This is a genomic window from Streptosporangium sp. NPDC002524, assembly GCF_040295985.1.
Taxonomy (GTDB): domain Bacteria; phylum Actinomycetota; class Actinomycetes; order Streptosporangiales; family Streptosporangiaceae; genus Streptosporangium.
This window is the reverse complement of record NZ_JBEOWK010000001.1, coordinates 259,422-278,553: the sequence shown is the minus strand read 5'-3', so window position 1 is coordinate 278,553 and position 19,132 is coordinate 259,422. Positions and strand designations below refer to the sequence as shown.

Here is a 19,132-nt window from a genome sequence, read left to right as displayed (position 1 = left end):
CTACTGCGTGGGCACACTATGGCAGGCGCTTCGATGCCGGACAATCCTGAGGCAGGACTCGACGAGCACCTCCTCCACCCCGTCCAGTGGACGCCCCTCCCGTCTGGCCGCGGCCACCGCGGCCGCCGCGAGCTGCACGGTCATCGCCTGGGCCGGGATCTCCAGCCGTTCCCACGGGTCGCCGTCCGGCGGGACGGCGATCCCGCCCGCGGCGCGGTAGGCCCCCAGGAAACGGTGCCACACCTCGGGTTCCAGCAGCCCGGCCGCGAACCAGGCGGCGGGCCTGGACAGGTCCCAGGCCTGGTCGCCGACGCCCAGGTCGTCGATGTCGATGAGGATCCACTCGCCTGGAGCCCGGACCATCTGGCCCATGTGCCAGTCACCGTGGGTCAGGCCACCGGGAGCCGTGCCGTAGAAGCCACCGGGAGGCGTGCCGTGAGGACCACCGGGAGCCGTCCCCGAGGAGCCGTGGGGAGCCGTCCCCGCGGGGCCGCCGGGGTTCGTGCCGGATGGGCCGTCCGGGGCCGTACCGGGAGAGCCGCCGGGATTCGCACCGGGTGGGTTCGTACCTGGCGGGTTCGTGCCTGGCGGGTTCGTGCCCGGTGGGTTCGTACCGGATGGGGAGAGGGAGGGCAGGCAGGTGAAGGCCCGGCGCACCGCCAGCTCGGCGGCGTAGCGGTCGCCCAGGCGGGCGACGGTCGCGGCCACCCGCGCGGGTCCCCCAGCGGCCCGCAGCGGGGGCAGCGCCCGCGCCGGTACGGCGTGCAGCCGTGCCAGGAGCCGGGCGGCGGCCTCCCAGGGCGCCGCGTCCGGGTCCGCGTGGTCCACCGGCGTACCGGCGGGCCAGACGGTGACCAGCCGGTCCCCGGCGGTCATGACCTCCTCGGTCACCGGTTCGAGCATGATCCCGCGCAGCGCCGGGTGCGCGGTGGCCCGCATCCGCTCCACCAGCGGTTCCCGCTCCGCCCCCGGCGCGTGCGCCTTGACCACGACGGAACCGGCCCGCACGATGATCACGTCCGGCCTGGTCGGCAGCACCGTGCCGGGCACGCCGCCGTATCGGGCGCCGATCCGGCGCAGTTCGTCGATCAGGTCCTCGCTGTCCATCCGGCAAGTGAACCACCGGTCGCGGGTCCCGCCGACCGGCGGCATAAAGTGCGAGGTATGAGGATCGGTTTCGCGGTGCCGGTGTCGGGGTCCTGGGCGACGCCGGAGAACATGGCGCGGGTCGCCCGGGGGGCCGAGGAGCTCGGCTACCACGAGTTGTGGACCTTCCAGCGCCTGCTCCACCCGCAGGGCCACGCCATGGGCCCGAGTTACCGCAGCGTGCACGACCCGGTGGTCACGCTCGCCTACCTGGCGGGCCTGACGAGCCGCGTCCGGCTCGGGGTGGCGGTGCTCAACCTGCCGTTCGCCTCGCCCGCGCTGATGGCCAAGCAGCTGGCGAGCCTGCAGGCCGTCTCCGGCGGGCGGCTGGACGCGGGGCTCGGCCTGGGGTGGCTGCCCGAGGAGTTCGTCGCCTCCGGGGTGTCGTTCGAGCGGCGCGGGCGGCGCGCGGAGGAGTACGTCCCGCTGCTGCGGCGCCTGTGGACGGAGGAGACCGTGGAGCACAAGGGGGAGTTCTACGAGCTGCCCCCGGTGCACCAGGAGCCCAGGCCTTCCGTCGCGCCGCCGATCCTGCTGGGCGGTTCCGCCGAGGTGGCGCTGAGGCGCGCGGGGCGGCTGGCGGACGGCTGGATCAGTTCGAGCCGGGAGGACCTCGACGGGATCGGCGAGAAGATCGCCGTCGTCAAGGAGGCGGCCCGTGCCGCCGGGCGCGACCCCGAGGCTCTGCGCTTCGTCACGCGGGGCGTCACCCGCGTCCGGGCCCCGGGAGCGGCCGGGCGCGAACCACTGACCGGCTCGTTCGAGGAGATCCGCCGCGACGTCGGCGAACTCGAGGCCAAGGGGGTCACCGACGTCTTCCACGACCTCAACTTCGACCCGGAGATCGGGTCGCCCGACGCCGACCCCGAGGAGTCGATGCGCAGGGCGGAGGCGGCCCTGGAGGCACTCGCGCCCTGATCGGGCTCGGCGGCCCGCGCCTTGATCGGGCTCGGCGGCCCGCGCCTTGATCGGGCTCGGCGGCCCGCGCCTTGATCGGGCTCGTGGCCCCGCGCCCTGATCGGGCTGGGAGCACCCATGTCTGATCAAGGTCTGTGACTATCTGTGCCCTTGTGCCCTGGTCAGGCACGTGGACGCGCTTCGACCGGGCACGCGGATTCGCGCCCGGCCTCCGGTGCGGCTCGACGACGCACCGGAGGCCGGGCGGCGAACGGACCCGGCGAACGACCAGAGGGACGGACGGCCCCGGCTAACGGACAGGAAGGCGAACGGGTCCGGCGGGCCGCGCGATGTGCCGGAGGCCCGGCCTGACCAGCCCTTCCCCCGCATGTACGGGTCTGATGACGCGTGACCGGACCGGTCCTGCCATCCTTGTTCCGGTACGTACCCAGCGGGAACAGGGGATAGCGGTGGACGAGCGCAAGCCGATCGAGTGCTGGCTGTCGGACATGGACGGGGTCCTCGTCCACGAGGGACATCCGGTGCCCGGTGCCGACGAGTTCATCCGACGCCTGCGCGAGTCGGGCAAGCGGTTCCTGGTGCTGACCAACAACTCGATATACACCCCGCGCGACCTGGCCGTACGGCTGCGCGCGGCCGGTCTGGAGATCCCGCCGGAGTCGATCTGGACCTCCGCGCTGGCCACGGCCAGATTCCTGGACGGCCAGCGCCCCGGCGGCTCGGCGTACGTGGTGGGGGAGGCGGGGCTCACCACCGCCCTGCACGAGATCGGCTACGTCCTGACCGACATCGCCCCCGACTACGTGGTCCTCGGCGAGACCCGCACGTACAGCTTCACCCAGATCACCCGGGCGATCCGGCTGATCGAGGGCGGCGCCCGGTTCATCGCCACCAACCCCGACCCGGTCGGCCCGTCGAACGAGGGGTCGCTGCCCGCCTGCGGCGCGGTCGCCGCGATGATCACCAAGGCGACCGGGGTGGAACCCTACTTCGTGGGCAAGCCCAACCCGATGATGATGCGCAGCGCGCTGCGGGCCATCGACGGCCACAGCGAGAGCACCGCCATGATCGGTGACCGGATGGACACCGACATCGTCTCCGGAATGGAGGCCGGGCTGCACACGATCCTGGTGCTCAGCGGGGTCGTGAGCAGGGACCAGGTCGATCGCTACCCGTTCCGCCCGTCCATGGTGGTCGAATCGGTCGCCGACCTGATCGACCTGATCGACTAGGACCTCACCCGGCCGATCGGCGAAGCGGGAGATCGGCGCAAGGGCGACCAAAATCGGTCCACGGCCGGTCCACGGCAGGCTCGCGACCGGGCCACGACCGGCCCGCGACCGGTCCACGGCTGGCCCGCGACCGGTCCACGGCCGGTTTCGGCTGATCTTGGCCTTTCCTCACTCCCCGGCTGTTCTCGCACTCCCCGGTCGTTCCCCACTCCCCGGCTGTTCCCGTACGCCCCGGTCGTTTCTTGCTCCAGGCCGTTCCCGCTCTCGGTCGTCCCCCGTTCCCGGTTTCTCGCCGACCGGAACAATCCTGCCGTGGGCTGTCAGGTACGGGTGCCATGCTGTCGCCCATGACGCGTGTTTACCTGGAGATCGGCCCGAAGAAGGTCTTCGCCTGCTCGGTGGAGTGGCCGGGGTGGTGCCGGATCGGTCGGTCCGAGGAAGAGGCGCTCGAGGCGCTGATGACGTACGTGCCGCGCTACCGGGTGGTCGCGGAGCGGGCCGGGCTCGCCTTCGAGCCGGGGGACCCGGTGGTGGTGGAGCGGGCGAAGGGCGGCACCACCACGGACTTCGGGGCCATCGAGGCGATCCCCTCGCTCGACTCCGAGCCGGTGGACGAGACCGAGGCGAGCCGGACCGTCACGCTGCTCGGGGCGGCCTGGGAGCTCTTCGGCGAGACCACCGCCACCTCGCCCGAGGAGTTGCGCAAGGGCCCGCGCGGCGGTGGCAGGGACCGCGACAAGATGGCCGCCCACGTCGTCAACGCCGAGCGCGCGTACGCTCGCAAGATCGGTGTCCGCCACAAGCCCATCCACGAGCCCTCGGCCCTGGTGGCGATGCGCGCGGATCTCGTCGAGGTGCTGTCCCGGCCCTCCGACGGCTCTCCACCGGTCCCCGGCGGCTGGCCCGTCCGCTACGCCGCCCGCCGCATCGCCTGGCACGTCGTCGACCACCTGTGGGAGATGGAGGACCGCCGCTCCTGAGACCTGCCCGGCGACTATCTGCCCGGCGGCCCCCTGCTCAGCAACCACCTGCCCGGCGACCACCTGCCCGGCGGTCACCTGCTCAGCAACCGCCTGCCCCGGCGACCGCCTGCTCAGCGACCAGGAAGGGAAGAGGCCCGTGGCGGCGGGCCGGACGATCACCCTCGCAGATAGGCGAGGACGGCCAGGACGCGGCGGTGGTCGTCCTGGGCGGGCGGCAGGTCGAGCTTGCTCAGGATGTTCGCGATGTGCTTGGCGACGGCGGCCTCGGTGACCACCAGGGCGCGGGCGACGGCGACGTTGGAGCGGCCCTCCGCCACGAGGCCGAGCACTTCGAGCTCGCGCGGCGTCAGGCGGGTCAGCGGGTCGCGGCGGCGTCGCAGGAGTTGCCTGACGACCTCGGGATCCACCACGGTGTGGCCGCCCGCGACCCTCTCGAGCGCGTCGACGAACTCCTTGACGGCGCTGATCCTGTCCTTGAGCAGGTAGCCGATCCCGGCGCCGGTGCCGGAGTCGAGAAGCTCCGCGGCGTAGGTCTGCTCGACGTACTGGCTCAGCACGAGCACGGGGAGCGACGGCCGGCGGGCCCGCAGCTCCAGCGCAGCGCGCAGTCCCTCGTCGGTGAAACCGGGCGGCATCCTGACGTCGGTGACAATGATGTCGGGCTCGTCCCCGGCGACGGCGGCCAGAAGCGCGCCGGCGTCCCCGACGGAGGCGGTGACCTCGTGCCCGAAACGTTCGAGCAGCCCGGCCAGGCCCTCGCGGAGCAGGACCGCGTCCTCGGCGATGACTACCCGCACGGGATCTCCGCGCCGAGCACGGTCGGCCCGCCCGCCGGGCTGTGCAGGGACATCGTGCCGTCGACGACGGCGAGCCGGTCGGCCAGCCCCTCCAGCCCGCTTCCGCCGCCCCGGTCCGCGCCGCCCACCCCGTCGTCCCGTACCTCCAGCACGAGCACGTCCCTCACCAGCCGCCCGCGGACCCGGCAGCGGGAGGCGCCGCTGTGCTTGGCCACGTTGGTGAGCGCCTCGGAGACGACGTAGTAGGCGGTCACCTCGACGGCGGGCGGCAGCCGCCGCCCCTCCCGCAGGACGATGTCGACGTCCACCGGGACCTGTGAGCGGCCCGCCACGTCGAGCACGGCGGCCGGCAGGCCCCGGTCGGCGAGCACCTGCGGATGCACCCCGCGGATCAGCTCGCGCAACTCGGCCAGAGCCCTGTGCGCCTCCTCGTACGCCTCCCGGACCTGTATGGCGGCGGCGGAGCCCGGCGGCAGGTCGAGTTCGGCCAGGCCGAGCTTCATGGTGAGCGCGACGAGCCGCTGCTGGGCGCCGTCGTGCAGGTCGCGCTCGATCCGGCGGCGCTCGTTCTCGAAGGCGTCGACCAGCCGGGCCCGGGACCGGACGACCTCCGCCTCGCGCGGGGCGAGCACCGCGCGGACGACGGTGGCGCGCGCCGCCGCCCAGGCGGTGATCGGGTACGCGGCGATCGGCAGCGTCACCAGGCCCGCCACCGCGATGGGCACGCTGGGCAGCAGCTCGACACCCGGCTGCAGCGGCGCGCTCATCAGCGCGAGGGGCAGCCACAGGCCGAGGGCGACGAGCCCCAGGTCGATCCACCACAGCGCGAGCACGGAGACCGCCGCGAAGCCCAGCTCCCGCCAGCTTGCCTGCTCCCGCAGCCGGGCGCGGAACCGGCCCGGCGGCCCGGGGCGCACGGGCCCGCGCGGGTCGCGGGCGGGCATGCGGTCGACCAGCCGCAGCCGCCACCTCTCGAACCGGGCCAGCCACGGCGCGAAGACCACCACCAGCGCCACCGCGGCCGGTACGGCGACCGCCACGCCCCGCACGTACGCCAGGTGGACCAGGCCCGCCGCCACCGGTCCCATGCCCGCGCTGATCAGCAGGTAGGCGAGGGCCCGCCACGGCCAGGCCGACCCGAGGTAGCGCAGCGGTCGTCTGGACATGGCGTCCAGCGCGGTGGGGGAGGGCATTCCCAGAAGGTATCCGACCCGTTCGGCGCCGGCAGTAGTGCTGGGGATAGCCCTGTCCTCGTTCCCGTGCCAGTGTGCCGGAGGCGGGGCGCCGTTTGGCTTGGCGCATGAACTCCGAACACGCCCCAGGGGGCGAAGAGACCGTCCGGCTCTCGTCGGTACGCAAGGTGTACGGCTCGGCCACGCTGCCGGTGCTCGCGTTGGACGGGGTGTCCGCCGTGTTCGACGCCGGTACGTTCACCGCCGTCATGGGCCCGTCGGGCTCGGGGAAGAGCACGCTGCTGCACTGCGCCGCGGGGCTCGACCGCCCGACGGAGGGCGGCGTCGTCATCGGCGGCACCGACCTGGGCGCGCTGGACGAGACCGCGCTGACGGTGTTGCGGCGCGAGCGGATCGGTTTTGTTTTCCAGTCCTTCAATCTGGTCTCCGCGTTGACCGCGGAGCAGAACGTCTCGCTGCCGCTGCGCCTGGCAGGCCGCAGGGTGAACCCGGCGGAGACGCGGGCGGCACTGGCGGAGGTGGGCCTGGCGGGCAGGGGTGATCACCGGCCCGGTGGTCTCTCGGGCGGGGAGCGGCAGCGGGTGGCGATAGCGCGTGCACTGATCACCAGGCCCGCCGTGGTGTTCGCCGACGAGCCGACCGGGGCGCTGGACACCGGGAACTCGCGTGCCGTGCTGGACTTGCTCCGCGATCTCGCCGACCACCGGAACCAGACCGTGATCATGGTCACCCACGATCCGGTCGCGGCGGCCCGCGCCGACCGGGTGATCTTCCTCGCCGACGGCAGGGTGGTCCAGGAGATGACCCGCGAGATCACCGCCGAGTCGGTCGCGACCCGGATGACGAGCCTGGAGGCCCTGGCATGCTGATCCTGGCCATGCGAGACCGTCGTCCTGGTCGATCATTCCGGAGCGGGCGCGAGCGGGAGGTCCCGGCATGCTGATCCCGGTCACCCCGCGCGAACGCCGGAGCGGGTTCGCCGGCACGTTCGTCGCGCTCTGCCTGGGGAGCGCGATCACGTCCATGAGCGCGCTGGCGTACGCGTCGGCCGGACCCCAGGTCCCCGAGCGGCTCGCCGGGGCTCCGGTGCTGGTCCGGGCACCGGCCGCGGTCAGGGCCGACGGAAACTTCACCCCCGACCGGCCCTGGTCGCCGGAGACGGTCACCTCCCTGGCCGGGCGGCTGGCGGCCGTCCCCGGCGTGGCGGCGGCCGTACCCGACCACGTCTTCTACGCCCAGCCCGTCGTCGGCGGGAGGCCGGGCGGGGACGGGCGGGGCCACGCCTGGTCGGCGGCCGCGCTGGCGCCCTACCCGCTGACTTCGGGCAGGGCCCCCGAGCGCGACGGGGAGGTGGTGCTCGACCGCGCCCTCGGGGCCGGGCCGGGGACACGGGTGACGCTGCTCACCTCGGCGGGGCCGGTGCCGTACACGGTGACGGGAACCGTCGACGAGGCCGGCCCGTACCTGTCCGACGCGGCGGCGGCACGCCTGGCGGGCGGGGTGCGGACGATCGGGCTGGTCACCGAGCCGGGCGCGGACCCCGCGATGGTCGAGCGGGCCGCGAGGGAGGTGACCGGGGACCGGGGCGAGGTCCTCTCCGGCGAGGCGCGCGCCGCGCTCGAACCCCTGGACGACGCGCGGATCCGGTGGATCGGCGCGCAGGTCCTGACCGCGATGGTCGTCCTGGCAGGCTTCGTCTCCGTCTTCGTGGTGGCCTCGACCTTCGCCTTCGACGTGGCGCGGCGGCGTCGCGAGCTCGGCCTGCTGCGCGCCGTGGGCGCGACACCGCGCCAGATACGGCGGATGATGTACGGCGAGGCACTGGCGGTCGGTGCGGTCGCGGCGCTGACCGGCGTCGCGCTCGGCGTCGCGCTCGCGCCGGTACTCGGTGACCTGCTCGTCGGGGTGGGATTCCAACCGGCGACCTTCACGGTACGGATCCAGGCGTGGCCGCCGGTGGCGGCGTTCGCGGGCGGGCTGGTCGTGGCCCTGCTCGGCGTCTGGTCGGCCTCCCGCCGCGCGGCGGGGGTGCGCCCGCTCGAAGCCCTGCGCGACGCCGAGGTGGACGAGCGGCCCATGCCGCGCGGCCGGTGGATCGCCGGCCTGGTGTGCACGCTCGGCGGCCTGGCGGCGGCCGTCGCCGGTCTCACCACGAGCGCCGCCGAGATGGTCCCCTACGTGATCTACACAGCGATGGCCCTGATCGTGGGCCTCACCCTGCTGGCCCCCGCGCTCGTCCCCCCGGTCATCCGGGCGGCCACCTGGCCGCTCACCCGCCTGCGCGGGGCCACCGGCATGCTCGTCAGGGAGAGCTCCCTGGCGGCGGTCCGCCGTACCGCCTCCACGGCCGCCCCCGTCCTGGCCACGGTCGGCTTCGCGGTGCTGGTCACCGGCATGGTGCAGACGACGGCGGCCGCCTACGGAGCGGGCAGGACCGCCACGGTCCGGGCCGGCGCGGTCGTGCTGCCCTCGGGCACCCCCGGCCTCTCCGACGCCGTGGGCGGAGCGTCGGCGCTGCCCACCGCGGTGTACGGCGAGAACGTCACCGTCCCGGCGGCGGGTGTCACCCCCGAGGTGCTCGCCAGGTCGGGGACACCGAAGATGATCTCCGGCTCCCTCGGCGGCCTGCGCGGCGAAACCATGGTCGTCGAGGAGTGGCTGGCCGAGAAGACCGGCTGGCGGCCCGGTGACGTCGCCGACGTCACCTTCGAGGACGGGCGCACCGTGGCGCTGAGGGTGGTGGGCGTGATGGCCGAGGCGCCGTTCGGCATGCTGCTGCCCCGGGAACTGGTACGGGCGCACGACCCCTCGGCACTCGCCGACGAGGCCTATCTCCCGAGCCTTCCGGGACGTCCGGGCCTCCCGAGCCTTCCGGAACGTCCGGGCCTTCCGGGCCCGGTACCGATGGCGGGCGAGCTCGGCGCGCGCGTCGTCGACCTCGCCACCTACGCCGTGGAGGCCGACGCGGAGGAGGACCGGCTGGTGTGGATCTTCACGCTGCTGCTCGTCGCCGTGTCGGCGGGGTACACCGCCGTCGCCATCGCGAACACGCTGATGATGGCCACGGCGAGCCGGGCACGCGACCTCGCCGTCCTGCGGCTGGCGGGTGCGACGAACCGGCAGGTGCTGGGCGTGATGGCGGCCGAATCGGCGCTGGTGGTCGCCATCGGGACCGTACTCGGCACGACGGTCGCCATTCCCGCCCTGCTCAGGATGCGCGCGGGGCTGTCCACGTCGATCGGCGCCCCGGTGCCCCTCGTCGTGCCGTGGCCCGTCGTCCTCGCGGTGGTGGCGGCCTGCCTCCTCCTGGCGACCGTCACGAGCATGCTGGCCACCCGGACGAGAAACGCCTAGGACGATTCCGCCGGACCGTCGCATCGGTCACCCCCATAGTGTGAAATAACGCGATGTGATGGGTGTCGTGGAAAAGGACCTGGAGAAGGACGTCGAAAAGGACAGGGCCCGGTCTCGTCTGCCGGAGGTGATCCCGGCGGTGGCGGCGATGCTGATCGGGCTCTGGGGCGTCACCACGCCCTCGTTCTGGCGCGACGAGTCGGTCAGCGCGCTGGCCGCCGCGATGCCCCTCGACGACCTGTGGCACCTGCTCGACAGCATCGACCGGGTGCACGCGCTCTACTACCTCCTGCTCCGGCCGTTCGCCGCGTTCTCGACCGGCGAGCTGGCCATGCGTCTGCCCTCGGTCGTCGCCACGGCCGCCGCCGCGTACGGCGTCACGGTCCTGGGCAGGAGGCTCGCCACCCCCGGGGCGGGCCTCCTCGCCGGGCTGCTCTACGCCGCGCTGCCGATGGTGAGCCGGTACGCCCAGGAGGCGCGTAGCTACGCGATCGTGGCGGCGGTGGCCGTCCTGGCCACCTGGGTGCTGGTCGAGGCGACGCGGCGATCGAGCCCCCGGTGGTATCTGGCCTACGGGGCCTGCCTGGTGCTGCTCGGCTGGTTCCACGTCTACGCGCTGCTCCTGGTCGTCGCGCACGTGGTGACGGTGCTGTGGTGGCGGGTGTGGCCATCCTCGTCGCCGTCCCGGCCCGATGTCAGGTGGTTCGCCGGGGGGCTCGCCGTGGCCGTGGCCGGGATCGCCCCGCTGGCGCTCCTGGCGGCCGGTCAGCGCGAGGCGCAGCTGTCGTGGCTGAAGCCGTCGAAGCTCACCGACGTCGTCTGGTTCGGGGAGGAGCTGGCGGGCAACGCGTGGGTGGCGCTGCTCCTGGTCGCCCTCATGCTCGCCGGGGTGTTCGCCGGGAGGAGGACGGCGGCGGTCGCGCTGCCCTGGGCGCTGCTGCCGTTCGTGTCCATGGCGATCTCCACCGTCTATCCCGTCTTCAACCCGAGGTACGTGCTCTTCGCCGTCCCCGCCGTGGCGCTGCTGGCGGGAGCGGGCCTGAACGCCGTGCGGCCCCGGGCCCTGGGCTGGATCGGGCTGGTCCTCGTCGCGGCGCTGACCGTTCCGGCGCACCTGACGATCCGCGAGCCGGACAGGCGGCCGGACAACCTGCGTGACATGGCGGCCACGCTGCTGGCCAGGCAGCGTCCCGGTGACGCCGTGCTCTACGTGGGGGAGAACAGGCGCCTGTTCGCCGCCGTGTACGAGGACGCGTACCGGAACCTGCGCGACCTCACCCACGCCCCCGACCGGCGCACGCCGAGGACCGCCGCGCAGTTCACGGCCGCCCTGGACGGTGTCGAGCGCGTCTGGCTGGTCACCGGTGGCAGGAAGCACAAGAACAGGGCCTTCGTGGAGGACGACGAGCGCTATCTGGCCCTGATGGCGAACCGCGACTTCACCCTGAAGTCCACCGACGACTTCGGCTACTCGTGGTTCGGCCTCTACGTCCGCAAGAAGCGCTGACCCTTCGGGGGCTTCGGGAGCGGGAGGTCAGGCGATCAGGACGGGCAGGCGGGTGACGGTGCCGGCGAGGTAGGCGCCGAGCTCCGGGGGGACGAGGTTGATGGCGGAGATCTCGGCCGGGTCGAGCGGGAGCCGCACCACCTCGTACTCGCCGCGGGCGGGGTCGTCGAACTCCGGGCCGCAGCGCAGCGCGGGGTCCATGGAGACCAGGCGGCAGCCGTAGACGTGCTGGGTCTTGACCCCCTCGTCGCGCCGGCACTCCAGGGTGGTCAGCGGGGTGACGCCGGAGACGACGGCGCCCAGCTCCTCCATGACCTCGCGGTGCAGGGTGTGCTCCAGCGAGGCGTCCTCGGGCTCGACGTGGCCGCCGGGAATGGACCAGTAGAGCTCCTTGCCGGGGACCGTGCGCCGGAACAGCACCAGCCGGTCGTCGTCGAGGAGGACGGCGCGGACACTCGGCACGACAGACATGGGGCCATTGTGTCACCGCCGTGTCACCGCGCCGACGGCACGACCCGCGTCTGGGGCCGAGATCCGGGATCTCCGTACGACATGGGCGGCGCGGGCGGTGCGGACCAGGGCGATCCGGGATCTCCGTACGGCACGGGCGGTCGCGCAGCGGGGGTGGCCAGACCAGGGCGATCCGGGATCTTCGTGCGGCACGGGCGGCCCTGGAAGGTCCTAGTGGTGGTCCCTGCGCAGGCGCTTGAGGTCGGAGCGCTGCTTCTTGGCGGCGATCCGACGCTCGACCGCGCCCCTGCTCGGCTTGGTCGGGCGGCGCTTCTTGGGAGGCGGGGCGATCGCCTCGCGCAGGAGCTGGGCGAGGCGCATCTCGGCGGCCTCACGATTGCGCAACTGGGAGCGGAACTCCGAGGCCGCGATGGTGATCACACCGTTCACCAGGCGGGGGCCGAGGCGTTCGAGGGCGCGGGCCTTGAAGACCGGGCCCAGTGCCTCGGTGGCGGCCAGGTCGAAGCTGAGCTCGACCCGGCTGTCGGTGGTGTTGACCCCCTGGCCGCCGGGGCCCGAGGAACGGGAGAACCGCCAGCCGAGCTCGGCCTCGGGGACCGAGACCGAACCGCTGATCTGGAGCGGACCGGGCATGGCGGTGACTTCCTTCTCACGGGGGTGTGCGGGTTTCCAGCGTACCGAGGAGCCATAAGCGTGGATCAAATGGTTTTATGCCCAGTTTGATCCCTGTTGACAATTGTTGATGATTTTCGAGTCGCGGCTGGAGTCGTATCGGCCTTGTGGCGCGGGGTTCCCTTCCGCCACAGTTGCCCGGGGGACACACATTGCCCGAAGGCGCATGTGGTCAAACATCCGTGGGAAACAAGGGCATCCGAAGCAGGAGGCGGGGGCGCATGGACACGATCGTCGGCGTACACGGTATCGGCAAGTACCGCTACTACCGCGACGCGGGTAACTCGGTCGGCGGCGCCGCCCTCGCGATGCGCGACAAGTGGGACCGCTACCTGCACAAGGGCCTCACCGGCGGCAAACCGCACGCCAAGGAGCGCTACGTCACCGAGATCGCCTACTACGCCCACCTGCTGGGCGAGAGCAAGAACGACTCCGTACGCGCGGTACGGACCATGGACGTCGGCGCCCAGGAGGTCTTCGTCGCCTGGGCCAAGCAGCTCGACACGGTGGGGGAGGGGCTGACCGGCGCCCTGCACCGGATGACCGGCTGGCTGCTGGACCGGCTGGAGGTCAACGCCGCCGACTTCGCCACGTTCTTCTGCCCCGAGGTCGCCGCCTACATGGCCGCCGGGGGTCAGACGCGCGCGAAGTGCCGGGCGGCGGTGGCCGAGGTGATCAGGCGTAACCGCCCCAAGGTGGTGATCGCGCACTCGCTGGGCAGCGTGGTGACGTACGAGACGCTCTGGGCCAACCCGGACCTGGAGGTCGACCTGCTGATCACCCTCGGCAGCCCGCTCGGCATGCGCAACGTGATCTTCGAGCGTCTGATGCCCGCCCCGGTGAACGGCTGGGGCGAGCGTCCCCGCAAGGTCAAGCGGTGGGTCAACATCGCCGACAAGGACGACATCGCGGCGATCCCGCCGGGGCTGAGGGCCTGCTTCACCGGGGTCGACCAGGAGTCCATGGTCAACCTCGACTGGATCGACTTCCACACCGTGGAGAAATACCTGGGCTGCGGCGCCCTCACCCCGCACCTCAAGCCCTACCTGCGCTGACCTTCCACGCTCTGTTCCGAGCGTTCCGGGCCGACCTCTCAGGCTTCGCCCGCGCCGACCTTCCTCGCTCCCTTGAGACGCTCTCTTGAGACGCTCTCTTGAGACGACCTCCCGGGGCCCTGCCCGTTCCTTTCCCGTTCATCGTCGCGGATCGTCATCGCTCCCGGTGCCGCGCGGCCACCGGCGGGAGGCCGGTCCTTCGCCGTGATGTCGCCCGGAGGTCGGCCGTTGTTCAATCACCGTGGGTAGGCGACTCTTCTGTGCGGCGGCTGTTCACCTCGCCTTGATTCGCAGGCCACGGCCGGGAAAGCTGGAACGGGTGCACTGATGACGTGGAGCAGAAGCCGTCACGCAGAGTGTTCCTTTCCGTCGCCGCCGCGGGTGCGGGCGGCCTGTTGCTGACCGGGGCGGGGCTCGGCCCCTCCCAGATGTCCTCCCGGACCCTCGCCCGCGACCCGTTCACCCTCGGCATCGCCTCCGGCGACCCGTCCAAGGACGGCGTCGTGCTGTGGACCAGGCTCGCCCTCGACCCGCTCGGCCTGAACGGCCGGGGTGGCATGCCGGTCAGGGACGTGGACGTCAAATGGCAGCTCGCCACCGACGAGCGGTTCTCCAAGGTGGTCCGCGAGGGCACCGAGACCGCGCGCTGGAAGCGGGCGCACAGCGTCCACGCCGAGGTCGACGGCCTGGAGCCCGGCCGGGAGTACTTCTACCGCTTCCGCGCCGACGGGCACCTGTCGCCGGTCGGCCGCACCCGTACGGCCCCGTCCGCCACGTCCCTGGCGTCCCCGCTGACCTTCGCCGTCGCCGCCTGCGCCCACTACGAGCACGGCTTCTACACGGCGTACCGGAGACTGGCCGAGCAGGACCCCGAGCTGGTCGTGCACCTGGGCGACTACATGTACGAGTACGCCCCCCGGGGGTACACGGCGCTGGGCGGGAGCGTCCGGCAGCACACCTGGGGCAAGTGCGCCACGCTGGCCGACTACCGGATGCGCCACGCGCAGTACAAGAGCGACCCCGACCTGCAGGCGGCGCACGCGGTCGCGCCGTGGCTGGTGGCCTTCGACGACCACGAGATCGAGAACAACTGGGCGGGGGACGTCTCCAGCTCCGGCGCCCCGGCGTTCGCCCGGCGCAGGGCCAACGCCTTCCAGGCGTACTACGAGAACATGCCGCTGCGCAGGACGAGCGTGCCCGGCGGGGCGGCGATGCGGGTCCACCGCCGGGTCGACTGGGGGCCGCTGGCCCGGTTCCACCTGCTCGACACCCGGCAGTTCCGCGACGACCAGGCGTGCGAGGACGGGCTCAGGTCCGGCTGCGACGACCGGCTCGCGACCGGCCGTACCCTGCTCGGCGAGGACCAGCGGCGCTGGCTGCTGGACGGCCTCGCGAGCTCGGACGCCCGCTGGAACCTGGTCGGCCAGCAGATCCTGATGGCCCAGCGCGACTCCAAGGTCGGGCCGGGCACCGAGGTCAACATGGACTCCTGGGACGGCTACGCCGCCGAGCGCACCCGCCTGCTGACCGGTTTCCGCGACTCGGGCGCGTCCAACCCGGTCGTGCTCACCGGCGACGCGCACATGCACCACGCGGCGGACCTCAAGCTCGACTTCGACGACCCCGACTCGCCCCGCGTGGCGGTGGAACTCGTCACCTCCTCGATCGCCAGCGACGGCGACGGCTACCGGGACGAGGGCCGGATCGCCGAGACGGTCGCGGAGAACCCGCACATCTCCTACCTCGACCAGCGGCGCGGCTACATCGTCTGCCGGGTCACCCAGGACGAACTGCACGCGGACTTCCGCACGCTCGACTACATCAGCAAACGCGGCGCCCCCGCCAAGACCGGCGCCCGCTTCACCGTGCCGTCAGGACAGGCGGCACTGACCTGAGACGTGCCGTCGAGGCAGGCGGCGCAGGCTGCTTGAGGCGTGTCATTGGGCCGGGCGGCGCTGATCTGAGGCGTGTCGTCAGGGCGGGCGGCGCAGCCTGCTTGAGGCGTGTCGTCAGGCTGAGCGGCTCTGACCTGGCACGTGCCGTCAGGCCGAGTGGCGCTGACGACACGTGCCGTCAGGACAGGCGGCACTGACCTGAAACGTGAGAGGAATTCCGGAAAATTTATTGGATGATGCCGCTTATGAGTCCCCTCGCCACGAGGCTCACCGCTGCGGCTCTCGCCGCGGCGCTGGGCGTCACCCTCCTTTCCCCGACCCCTGCCACAGCCGCCGGATCCGCCTTATCCGCCGCACCCGCGGTCGCGCCCGCCGCGGCGCCCTCCGACTTCGGGTACGTGATCACTTTCCCCAAGCACGTCCAGCGGGGCGGATCCCTCGTCTACTCCGTCAAGGTCCGCAACAGGAAGGCCCGCGGCCAGCACTACGTGGCGCTCGTCGGGGACTTCTCGAAACGCTTCCGCAAGATCCGGGTGGTCTCCAAGCCGCGTAGCGTCAAATGCTCCGTCAAGGGCCGCAGCCTGTCGTGCTGGATCACCTCCCTCGACAGGGGCGACTCGACGACCGTGCGGATCCGGGCCTGGGCCGGTTCGCGCCGGGGCACCGCCACCGCCACGTTCGGTGTGATCGCCACGTCCGACGCGGACGCCGACATCCGCAAGCTCCGCAAGGAGATCAAGCGCAAGGTCAAGGCGAGCACGCGCATCCGCTGACCCCGGCCCCGACGCCCCCTGTCCCGGGAGCCGGGCCAGGGGGCGTCGGGACAAGCGCAGACACGTCGGGACAAGCGCAGACACAGGGACAGACGCGGACACGGGGACAGGAGCGGGGACGGGGCCCGGGGATCAGAACCCCGGGGATCAGATCCCGGCCCGGTTGCGGGAGCGCGGGGAGACGCCGTTCGGTTTCGCGGCCGGGTTCGCCTGCAGGAGGTCCTCGATCACGAGGGTGGCGGCGCCCAGCGCCACCGAGTCGACGCCGAGGCGGCCCAGGCCGATGGAGACCGTCTTGTACGGCTGCGCCAGGCAGTTGTCCGCGACGACCTTCCTGATCCTCGTCAGCAGGTGCTCGCCGAGCAGCACCCCGGCCCAGCCGCCGATGATGATCCGCTCGGGGTTGAACAGGTTGATCAGGTTGGCCAGCCCGACGCCCAGGTAGGTGACGGTCTCGTCGATGACCGGGGAGCCCGCGGCCACCAGCGCGGCCATCTCGGCCTGCTCGTCGACGGTCTCCGTCCAGACCCCGGCGCGTTCCAGGATGCCCCTGGCCCCCACGTACGCCTCCAGGCAGCCCTCACCGCCGCAGCGGCACCGGTGCCCGCCGACCATGATCTTCGTGTGGCCCCACTCTCCGGCGCTGCTGTTGGCCCCCAGGTAGGTGGCCCCGTCGGTGATGATGCTCGCCCCGACCCCCGAGCCGATCAGCACCACCACGGCGTGCCTGGCCCTGCGCCCGACGCCGAACCACAGCTCGGCCTGCCCCATCGACTTGGCGCCGTTGTCCACGAAGAGCGGCAGGTCGGTGCCCGCCCGCAGCAGCCTGCCGAGCGGGACCGCGTCCCACCCGAAGGTCGGGGCGTGGATCAGGGCGTCGGGCCCCGTCTCGACGATCCCCGGAACGCCCACCCCCACGCCGAGCACCCGCTCCCTGGGCACGCCGCTCTCGCCGAGGACCACGTCGATGCCCGCGAGGATGTGGCGGACGACCTGGTCGACGTCGTGCCCGGTGGGGCGCAGGGCGTACTCGGCCTTGGCCTGCCGGTTCATGTCCAGGTCGAAGAGCTCGACGCGCACGTGCGTCTCGCCGACGTCGACGCCGACGGTGTAGCCGTGGGTGGTGTTGACCCGCAGCAGCACCCGGGGCCTGCCCCCGTCGGAGTCCGCCAGACCGGCCTCGACGATGATCCCGCTCGCGAGCAGGTCTCCGGTCACGTTGCTCACGGTGGCGGGGCTGAGCCCGATGGTCTCGCTGAGCTCCTGGCGGCTGGCGGGTCCCTCGAAGTAGAGGGCGCGAAGCACGATCGCCCGGTTGCCCCGGCGTAGATCGCGAACGGTCCTCTGCTGTACGTCGAACATGCTCATCATCTTAGATAACGACGTGAATTAAGCGGCCGATATTCTGCTCCCACCGGTGGTGGCGGCCCATATCGGTCAGGCCGAACCAGGCCGAACCAGGCCGAAACGTGTCGAACCGGGCCAGGCCGGTGCGGGCCGATACGAGCCCTGATCGAAAGTCGTGAATCGAAGGCCACCGATCGAGGGCCGCCGATCGAAGGCCGACATGTCCGCCGACGGGAGGCGCCGCCCCGTCGCGGGCCCGCGCCGTCCCCCTACCGCCGGGAGGCGCGGGCCCGCACCGCCCCGCTACCGCCGGGAGGACGCGCTCGCGAAGGCGTAGCCGAACAGGGTCTCGCCGGGAGCGTCGGCCAGAGGCCTCGCCGACGAGGGTCGGATGCCCGGGTAGGAGCCCTTCCGCACGGTCCCGCGCAGCAGGGTGAGCCTGCCGTCGCCCGGGGCGGCGACGACCAGGCCGCGGCCCGCGACCGTGGCCAGGGCCCCGCCGAAGTCGCCGCCCTTCCCGGTGACCAGCAGGTTGTGGTTCTTGGTGAGGCCGCCGGAGCGGGTTCCCGCGAGCACCTGGACGGCGTTCTCGCCCGGCACGCCGATCGCCAGCTCGTCGTCGCCGTCGCCGTTGAGGTCCCCGGCGGCGAGGGCGGCGCCGAAGCGGTCGAAGTAGCGCGGCTCCCCCTTCAGGGAGCGCTGCGACCAGGCCTCGGAGTCCGCCGTACGCAGCCCCGAGCGGGAGCCGTAGACGACGTGCACGGTGCCGTCGCCGTAGTCCATCGCCCGCTGGTTGTCGGTGAGCCCCTCGCCCGGCACGCCGATCGCCAGGTCGTCGCGGCCGTCGGCGTCGAAGTCGCCGGTGGCCAGGGCGTTGCCGAAGAAGTCCCAGACCTCGGCGAGGCCGGTGATCCCGGGGCTGTCCTGGGTGAGCGTGGTCGCCCTGCGATGCCGGACGTCGAGGACGGTGACCGACCCCTGGCCGTTCTTCAGCAGCGTGTCCGCGGGCGCGCCCACCGCGATCTCGGCCCGGCCGTTCCCGTCGAAGTCGCCGGTGGCGAGCACCGCGCCGAACTGGTCGGTCTCGCGCTCGCGCTGCCCCAGCCAGCCGGTCTCCTGCGTGACCATGTACGGCTTGCGCCCCTTGAGCCCGTACACCCCGACCGCGCCGCCGCCCAGCCCGGGGGCGCCGATCACCAGCTCGTCGTCGCCGTCGCCGTCCAGGTCTCCCGCGGCGAGCGCGGCACCGAACCGGCCCGGCTCGCGCTTGCGGCCCAGGTCCCCGGCGTCGATCAGCCTGCCGGGCCGCAGGCCGCCGGACGAGCCGTGGAACAGCTGCACGGCGCCGTCGCCGTCCTCTCCCGGCCGGGAGCGGTCCTCCTCGGAGACGCCCACGGCCAGGTCGGCGCAGCGGTCGCCGTCGAAGTCGCCGGTCGCCAGCGCCGAGCCGAACGAGTCCCCCGTCTCGGCCTCGTCGGGCACCCCGGACGTGTCCTGGGTCAGCTTCTCCTCGGCGGCGGTACGCATGCCGTACAGCACGGTGACCGACCCCGCGCGGGCGTGGCCGCCGGTGCGGGTGTAGGGCGCGGCGACCGCGAGATCGGCCCGCCCGTCGCCGTCGAAGTCGGAGGGCACACCGGAGCAGGCACCGGCCGACACCGAGGCGTGGGCCGGGAAAGGGGCGTGGGCCGGGAAAGGGGCGGCGGGGACCAGCAGGGAGGCGAGGACTGCGGAGGCGAGGAGCGCGGCTCTCATACCTGTGATGGTTTCCGGTGATTCGGACACGCGG

At 72.7% G+C, this 19,132-nt stretch carries 16 protein-coding genes; 9 read left to right on the top strand and 7 right to left on the bottom strand.

Annotated features, from left to right (window positions below; genetic code table 11):
- Entirely contained in the window at positions 1-1,107 is a 1,107-nt protein-coding gene (locus tag ABT053_RS01130) for a phosphotransferase family protein (RefSeq protein WP_350966769.1), read from the bottom strand.
- Between the two features lie 57 nt (positions 1,108-1,164).
- On the opposite strand from ABT053_RS01130, the gene ABT053_RS01125 reads away from it, so the two are divergent.
- From ABT053_RS01125 to ABT053_RS01115, 3 genes are all read left to right on the top strand, one after another.
- Entirely contained in the window at positions 1,165-2,064 is a 900-nt protein-coding gene (locus ABT053_RS01125) for a TIGR03619 family F420-dependent LLM class oxidoreductase (protein ID WP_350966768.1), read from the top strand.
- A gap of 449 nt (positions 2,065-2,513) precedes the next feature.
- Complete coding sequence (locus ABT053_RS01120) at positions 2,514-3,296, top strand: HAD-IIA family hydrolase (RefSeq protein WP_350966767.1); 783 nt, start codon at positions 2,514-2,516, stop codon at positions 3,294-3,296.
- A gap of 347 nt (positions 3,297-3,643) precedes the next feature.
- Positions 3,644-4,276: a hypothetical protein gene (locus tag ABT053_RS01115; RefSeq protein ID WP_350966766.1), complete on the top strand. Its 633-nt coding sequence runs from the start codon at positions 3,644-3,646 to the stop codon at positions 4,274-4,276.
- 158 nt (positions 4,277-4,434) lie between these two features.
- On the opposite strand, the gene ABT053_RS01110 is transcribed toward ABT053_RS01115, so the two are convergent.
- Complete coding sequence (locus ABT053_RS01110) at positions 4,435-5,076, bottom strand: response regulator (RefSeq protein WP_350966765.1); 642 nt, start codon at positions 5,074-5,076, stop codon at positions 4,435-4,437.
- On the bottom strand, positions 5,067-6,269 hold the full coding sequence (locus ABT053_RS01105) for a sensor histidine kinase (protein ID WP_350966764.1): 1,203 nt from the start codon (positions 6,267-6,269) through the stop codon (positions 5,067-5,069). The genes ABT053_RS01110 and ABT053_RS01105 overlap by 10 nt, the downstream gene beginning before the upstream one ends.
- A gap of 107 nt (positions 6,270-6,376) precedes the next feature.
- Between ABT053_RS01105 and ABT053_RS01100 the strand changes: the two genes are divergently transcribed.
- The 3 genes from ABT053_RS01100 (at position 6,377) to ABT053_RS01090 (ending at position 11,130) form a co-directional block, all read left to right on the top strand.
- Complete coding sequence (locus ABT053_RS01100; RefSeq protein WP_350966763.1) at positions 6,377-7,138, top strand: ABC transporter ATP-binding protein; 762 nt, start codon at positions 6,377-6,379, stop codon at positions 7,136-7,138.
- Positions 7,139-7,205: 67 nt separating this feature from the next.
- Positions 7,206-9,623, top strand: a complete 2,418-nt coding sequence (locus ABT053_RS01095; protein ID WP_350966761.1) for an FtsX-like permease family protein — start codon at positions 7,206-7,208, stop codon at positions 9,621-9,623.
- Positions 9,624-9,681: 58 nt separating this feature from the next.
- A complete protein-coding gene (locus tag ABT053_RS01090) occupies positions 9,682-11,130 on the top strand; it encodes a glycosyltransferase family 39 protein (RefSeq protein WP_350966760.1) in 1,449 nt (482 codons plus the stop codon).
- A 27-nt stretch (positions 11,131-11,157) separates the two neighbouring features.
- Here the strand turns inward: ABT053_RS01090 and ABT053_RS01085 are convergent, their stop codons facing one another.
- Entirely contained in the window at positions 11,158-11,601 is a 444-nt protein-coding gene (locus ABT053_RS01085; protein ID WP_350966759.1) for an NUDIX hydrolase, read from the bottom strand.
- A gap of 210 nt (positions 11,602-11,811) precedes the next feature.
- The gene (gene arfB / locus ABT053_RS01080) at positions 11,812-12,234 is read right to left on the bottom strand and encodes an alternative ribosome rescue aminoacyl-tRNA hydrolase ArfB (protein WP_350966758.1); all 423 of its coding nucleotides are present in this window, start codon (positions 12,232-12,234) and stop codon (positions 11,812-11,814) included.
- 260 nt (positions 12,235-12,494) lie between these two features.
- On the opposite strand from arfB, the gene ABT053_RS01075 reads away from it, so the two are divergent.
- The 3 genes from ABT053_RS01075 (at position 12,495) to ABT053_RS01065 (ending at position 15,996) form a co-directional block, all read left to right on the top strand.
- A complete protein-coding gene (locus tag ABT053_RS01075; protein ID WP_350966757.1) occupies positions 12,495-13,328 on the top strand; it encodes a hypothetical protein in 834 nt (277 codons plus the stop codon).
- Positions 13,329-13,684: 356 nt separating this feature from the next.
- The gene (locus tag ABT053_RS01070) at positions 13,685-15,223 is read left to right on the top strand and encodes an alkaline phosphatase D family protein (RefSeq protein ID WP_350966756.1); all 1,539 of its coding nucleotides are present in this window, start codon (positions 13,685-13,687) and stop codon (positions 15,221-15,223) included.
- A 245-nt stretch (positions 15,224-15,468) separates the two neighbouring features.
- The gene (locus ABT053_RS01065; protein WP_350966755.1) at positions 15,469-15,996 is read left to right on the top strand and encodes a hypothetical protein; all 528 of its coding nucleotides are present in this window, start codon (positions 15,469-15,471) and stop codon (positions 15,994-15,996) included.
- 147 nt (positions 15,997-16,143) lie between these two features.
- Here ABT053_RS01065 and ABT053_RS01060 read toward each other — a convergent pair whose 3' ends face one another.
- Positions 16,144-17,358, bottom strand: coding sequence for an ROK family transcriptional regulator (locus ABT053_RS01060; protein WP_350966754.1), 1,215 nt, complete (start codon positions 17,356-17,358; stop codon positions 16,144-16,146).
- Positions 17,359-17,646: 288 nt separating this feature from the next.
- Positions 17,647-19,098, bottom strand: a complete 1,452-nt coding sequence (locus ABT053_RS01055) for an FG-GAP repeat protein (RefSeq protein ID WP_350966753.1) — start codon at positions 19,096-19,098, stop codon at positions 17,647-17,649.
- Between the last annotated feature and the right edge of the window lie 34 nt (positions 19,099-19,132).

Excerpts from the sequence above, each read along its gene's own strand:
- ABT053_RS01130 (WP_350966769.1), bottom strand. The coding sequence starts at position 1,107 with ATGGACAGCGAGGACCTGATCGACGAACTGCGCCGGATCGGCGCCCGA.
- ABT053_RS01125 (WP_350966768.1), top strand. The coding sequence starts at position 1,165 with ATGAGGATCGGTTTCGCGGTGCCGGTGTCGGGGTCCTGGGCGACGCCG.
- ABT053_RS01115 (WP_350966766.1), top strand. The coding sequence starts at position 3,644 with ATGACGCGTGTTTACCTGGAGATCGGCCCGAAGAAGGTCTTCGCCTGC.
- ABT053_RS01105 (WP_350966764.1), bottom strand. The coding sequence starts at position 6,269 with ATGCCCTCCCCCACCGCGCTGGACGCCATGTCCAGACGACCGCTGCGC.
- ABT053_RS01100 (WP_350966763.1), top strand. The coding sequence starts at position 6,377 with ATGAACTCCGAACACGCCCCAGGGGGCGAAGAGACCGTCCGGCTCTCG.
- ABT053_RS01095 (WP_350966761.1), top strand. The coding sequence starts at position 7,206 with ATGCTGATCCCGGTCACCCCGCGCGAACGCCGGAGCGGGTTCGCCGGC.
- ABT053_RS01090 (WP_350966760.1), top strand. The coding sequence starts at position 9,682 with ATGGGTGTCGTGGAAAAGGACCTGGAGAAGGACGTCGAAAAGGACAGG.
- ABT053_RS01085 (WP_350966759.1), bottom strand. The coding sequence starts at position 11,601 with ATGTCTGTCGTGCCGAGTGTCCGCGCCGTCCTCCTCGACGACGACCGG.
- arfB (WP_350966758.1), bottom strand. The coding sequence starts at position 12,234 with ATGCCCGGTCCGCTCCAGATCAGCGGTTCGGTCTCGGTCCCCGAGGCC.
- ABT053_RS01075 (WP_350966757.1), top strand. The coding sequence starts at position 12,495 with ATGGACACGATCGTCGGCGTACACGGTATCGGCAAGTACCGCTACTAC.
- ABT053_RS01065 (WP_350966755.1), top strand. The coding sequence starts at position 15,469 with ATGAGTCCCCTCGCCACGAGGCTCACCGCTGCGGCTCTCGCCGCGGCG.
- ABT053_RS01060 (WP_350966754.1), bottom strand. The coding sequence starts at position 17,358 with ATGTTCGACGTACAGCAGAGGACCGTTCGCGATCTACGCCGGGGCAAC.
- ABT053_RS01055 (WP_350966753.1), bottom strand. The coding sequence starts at position 19,098 with ATGAGAGCCGCGCTCCTCGCCTCCGCAGTCCTCGCCTCCCTGCTGGTC.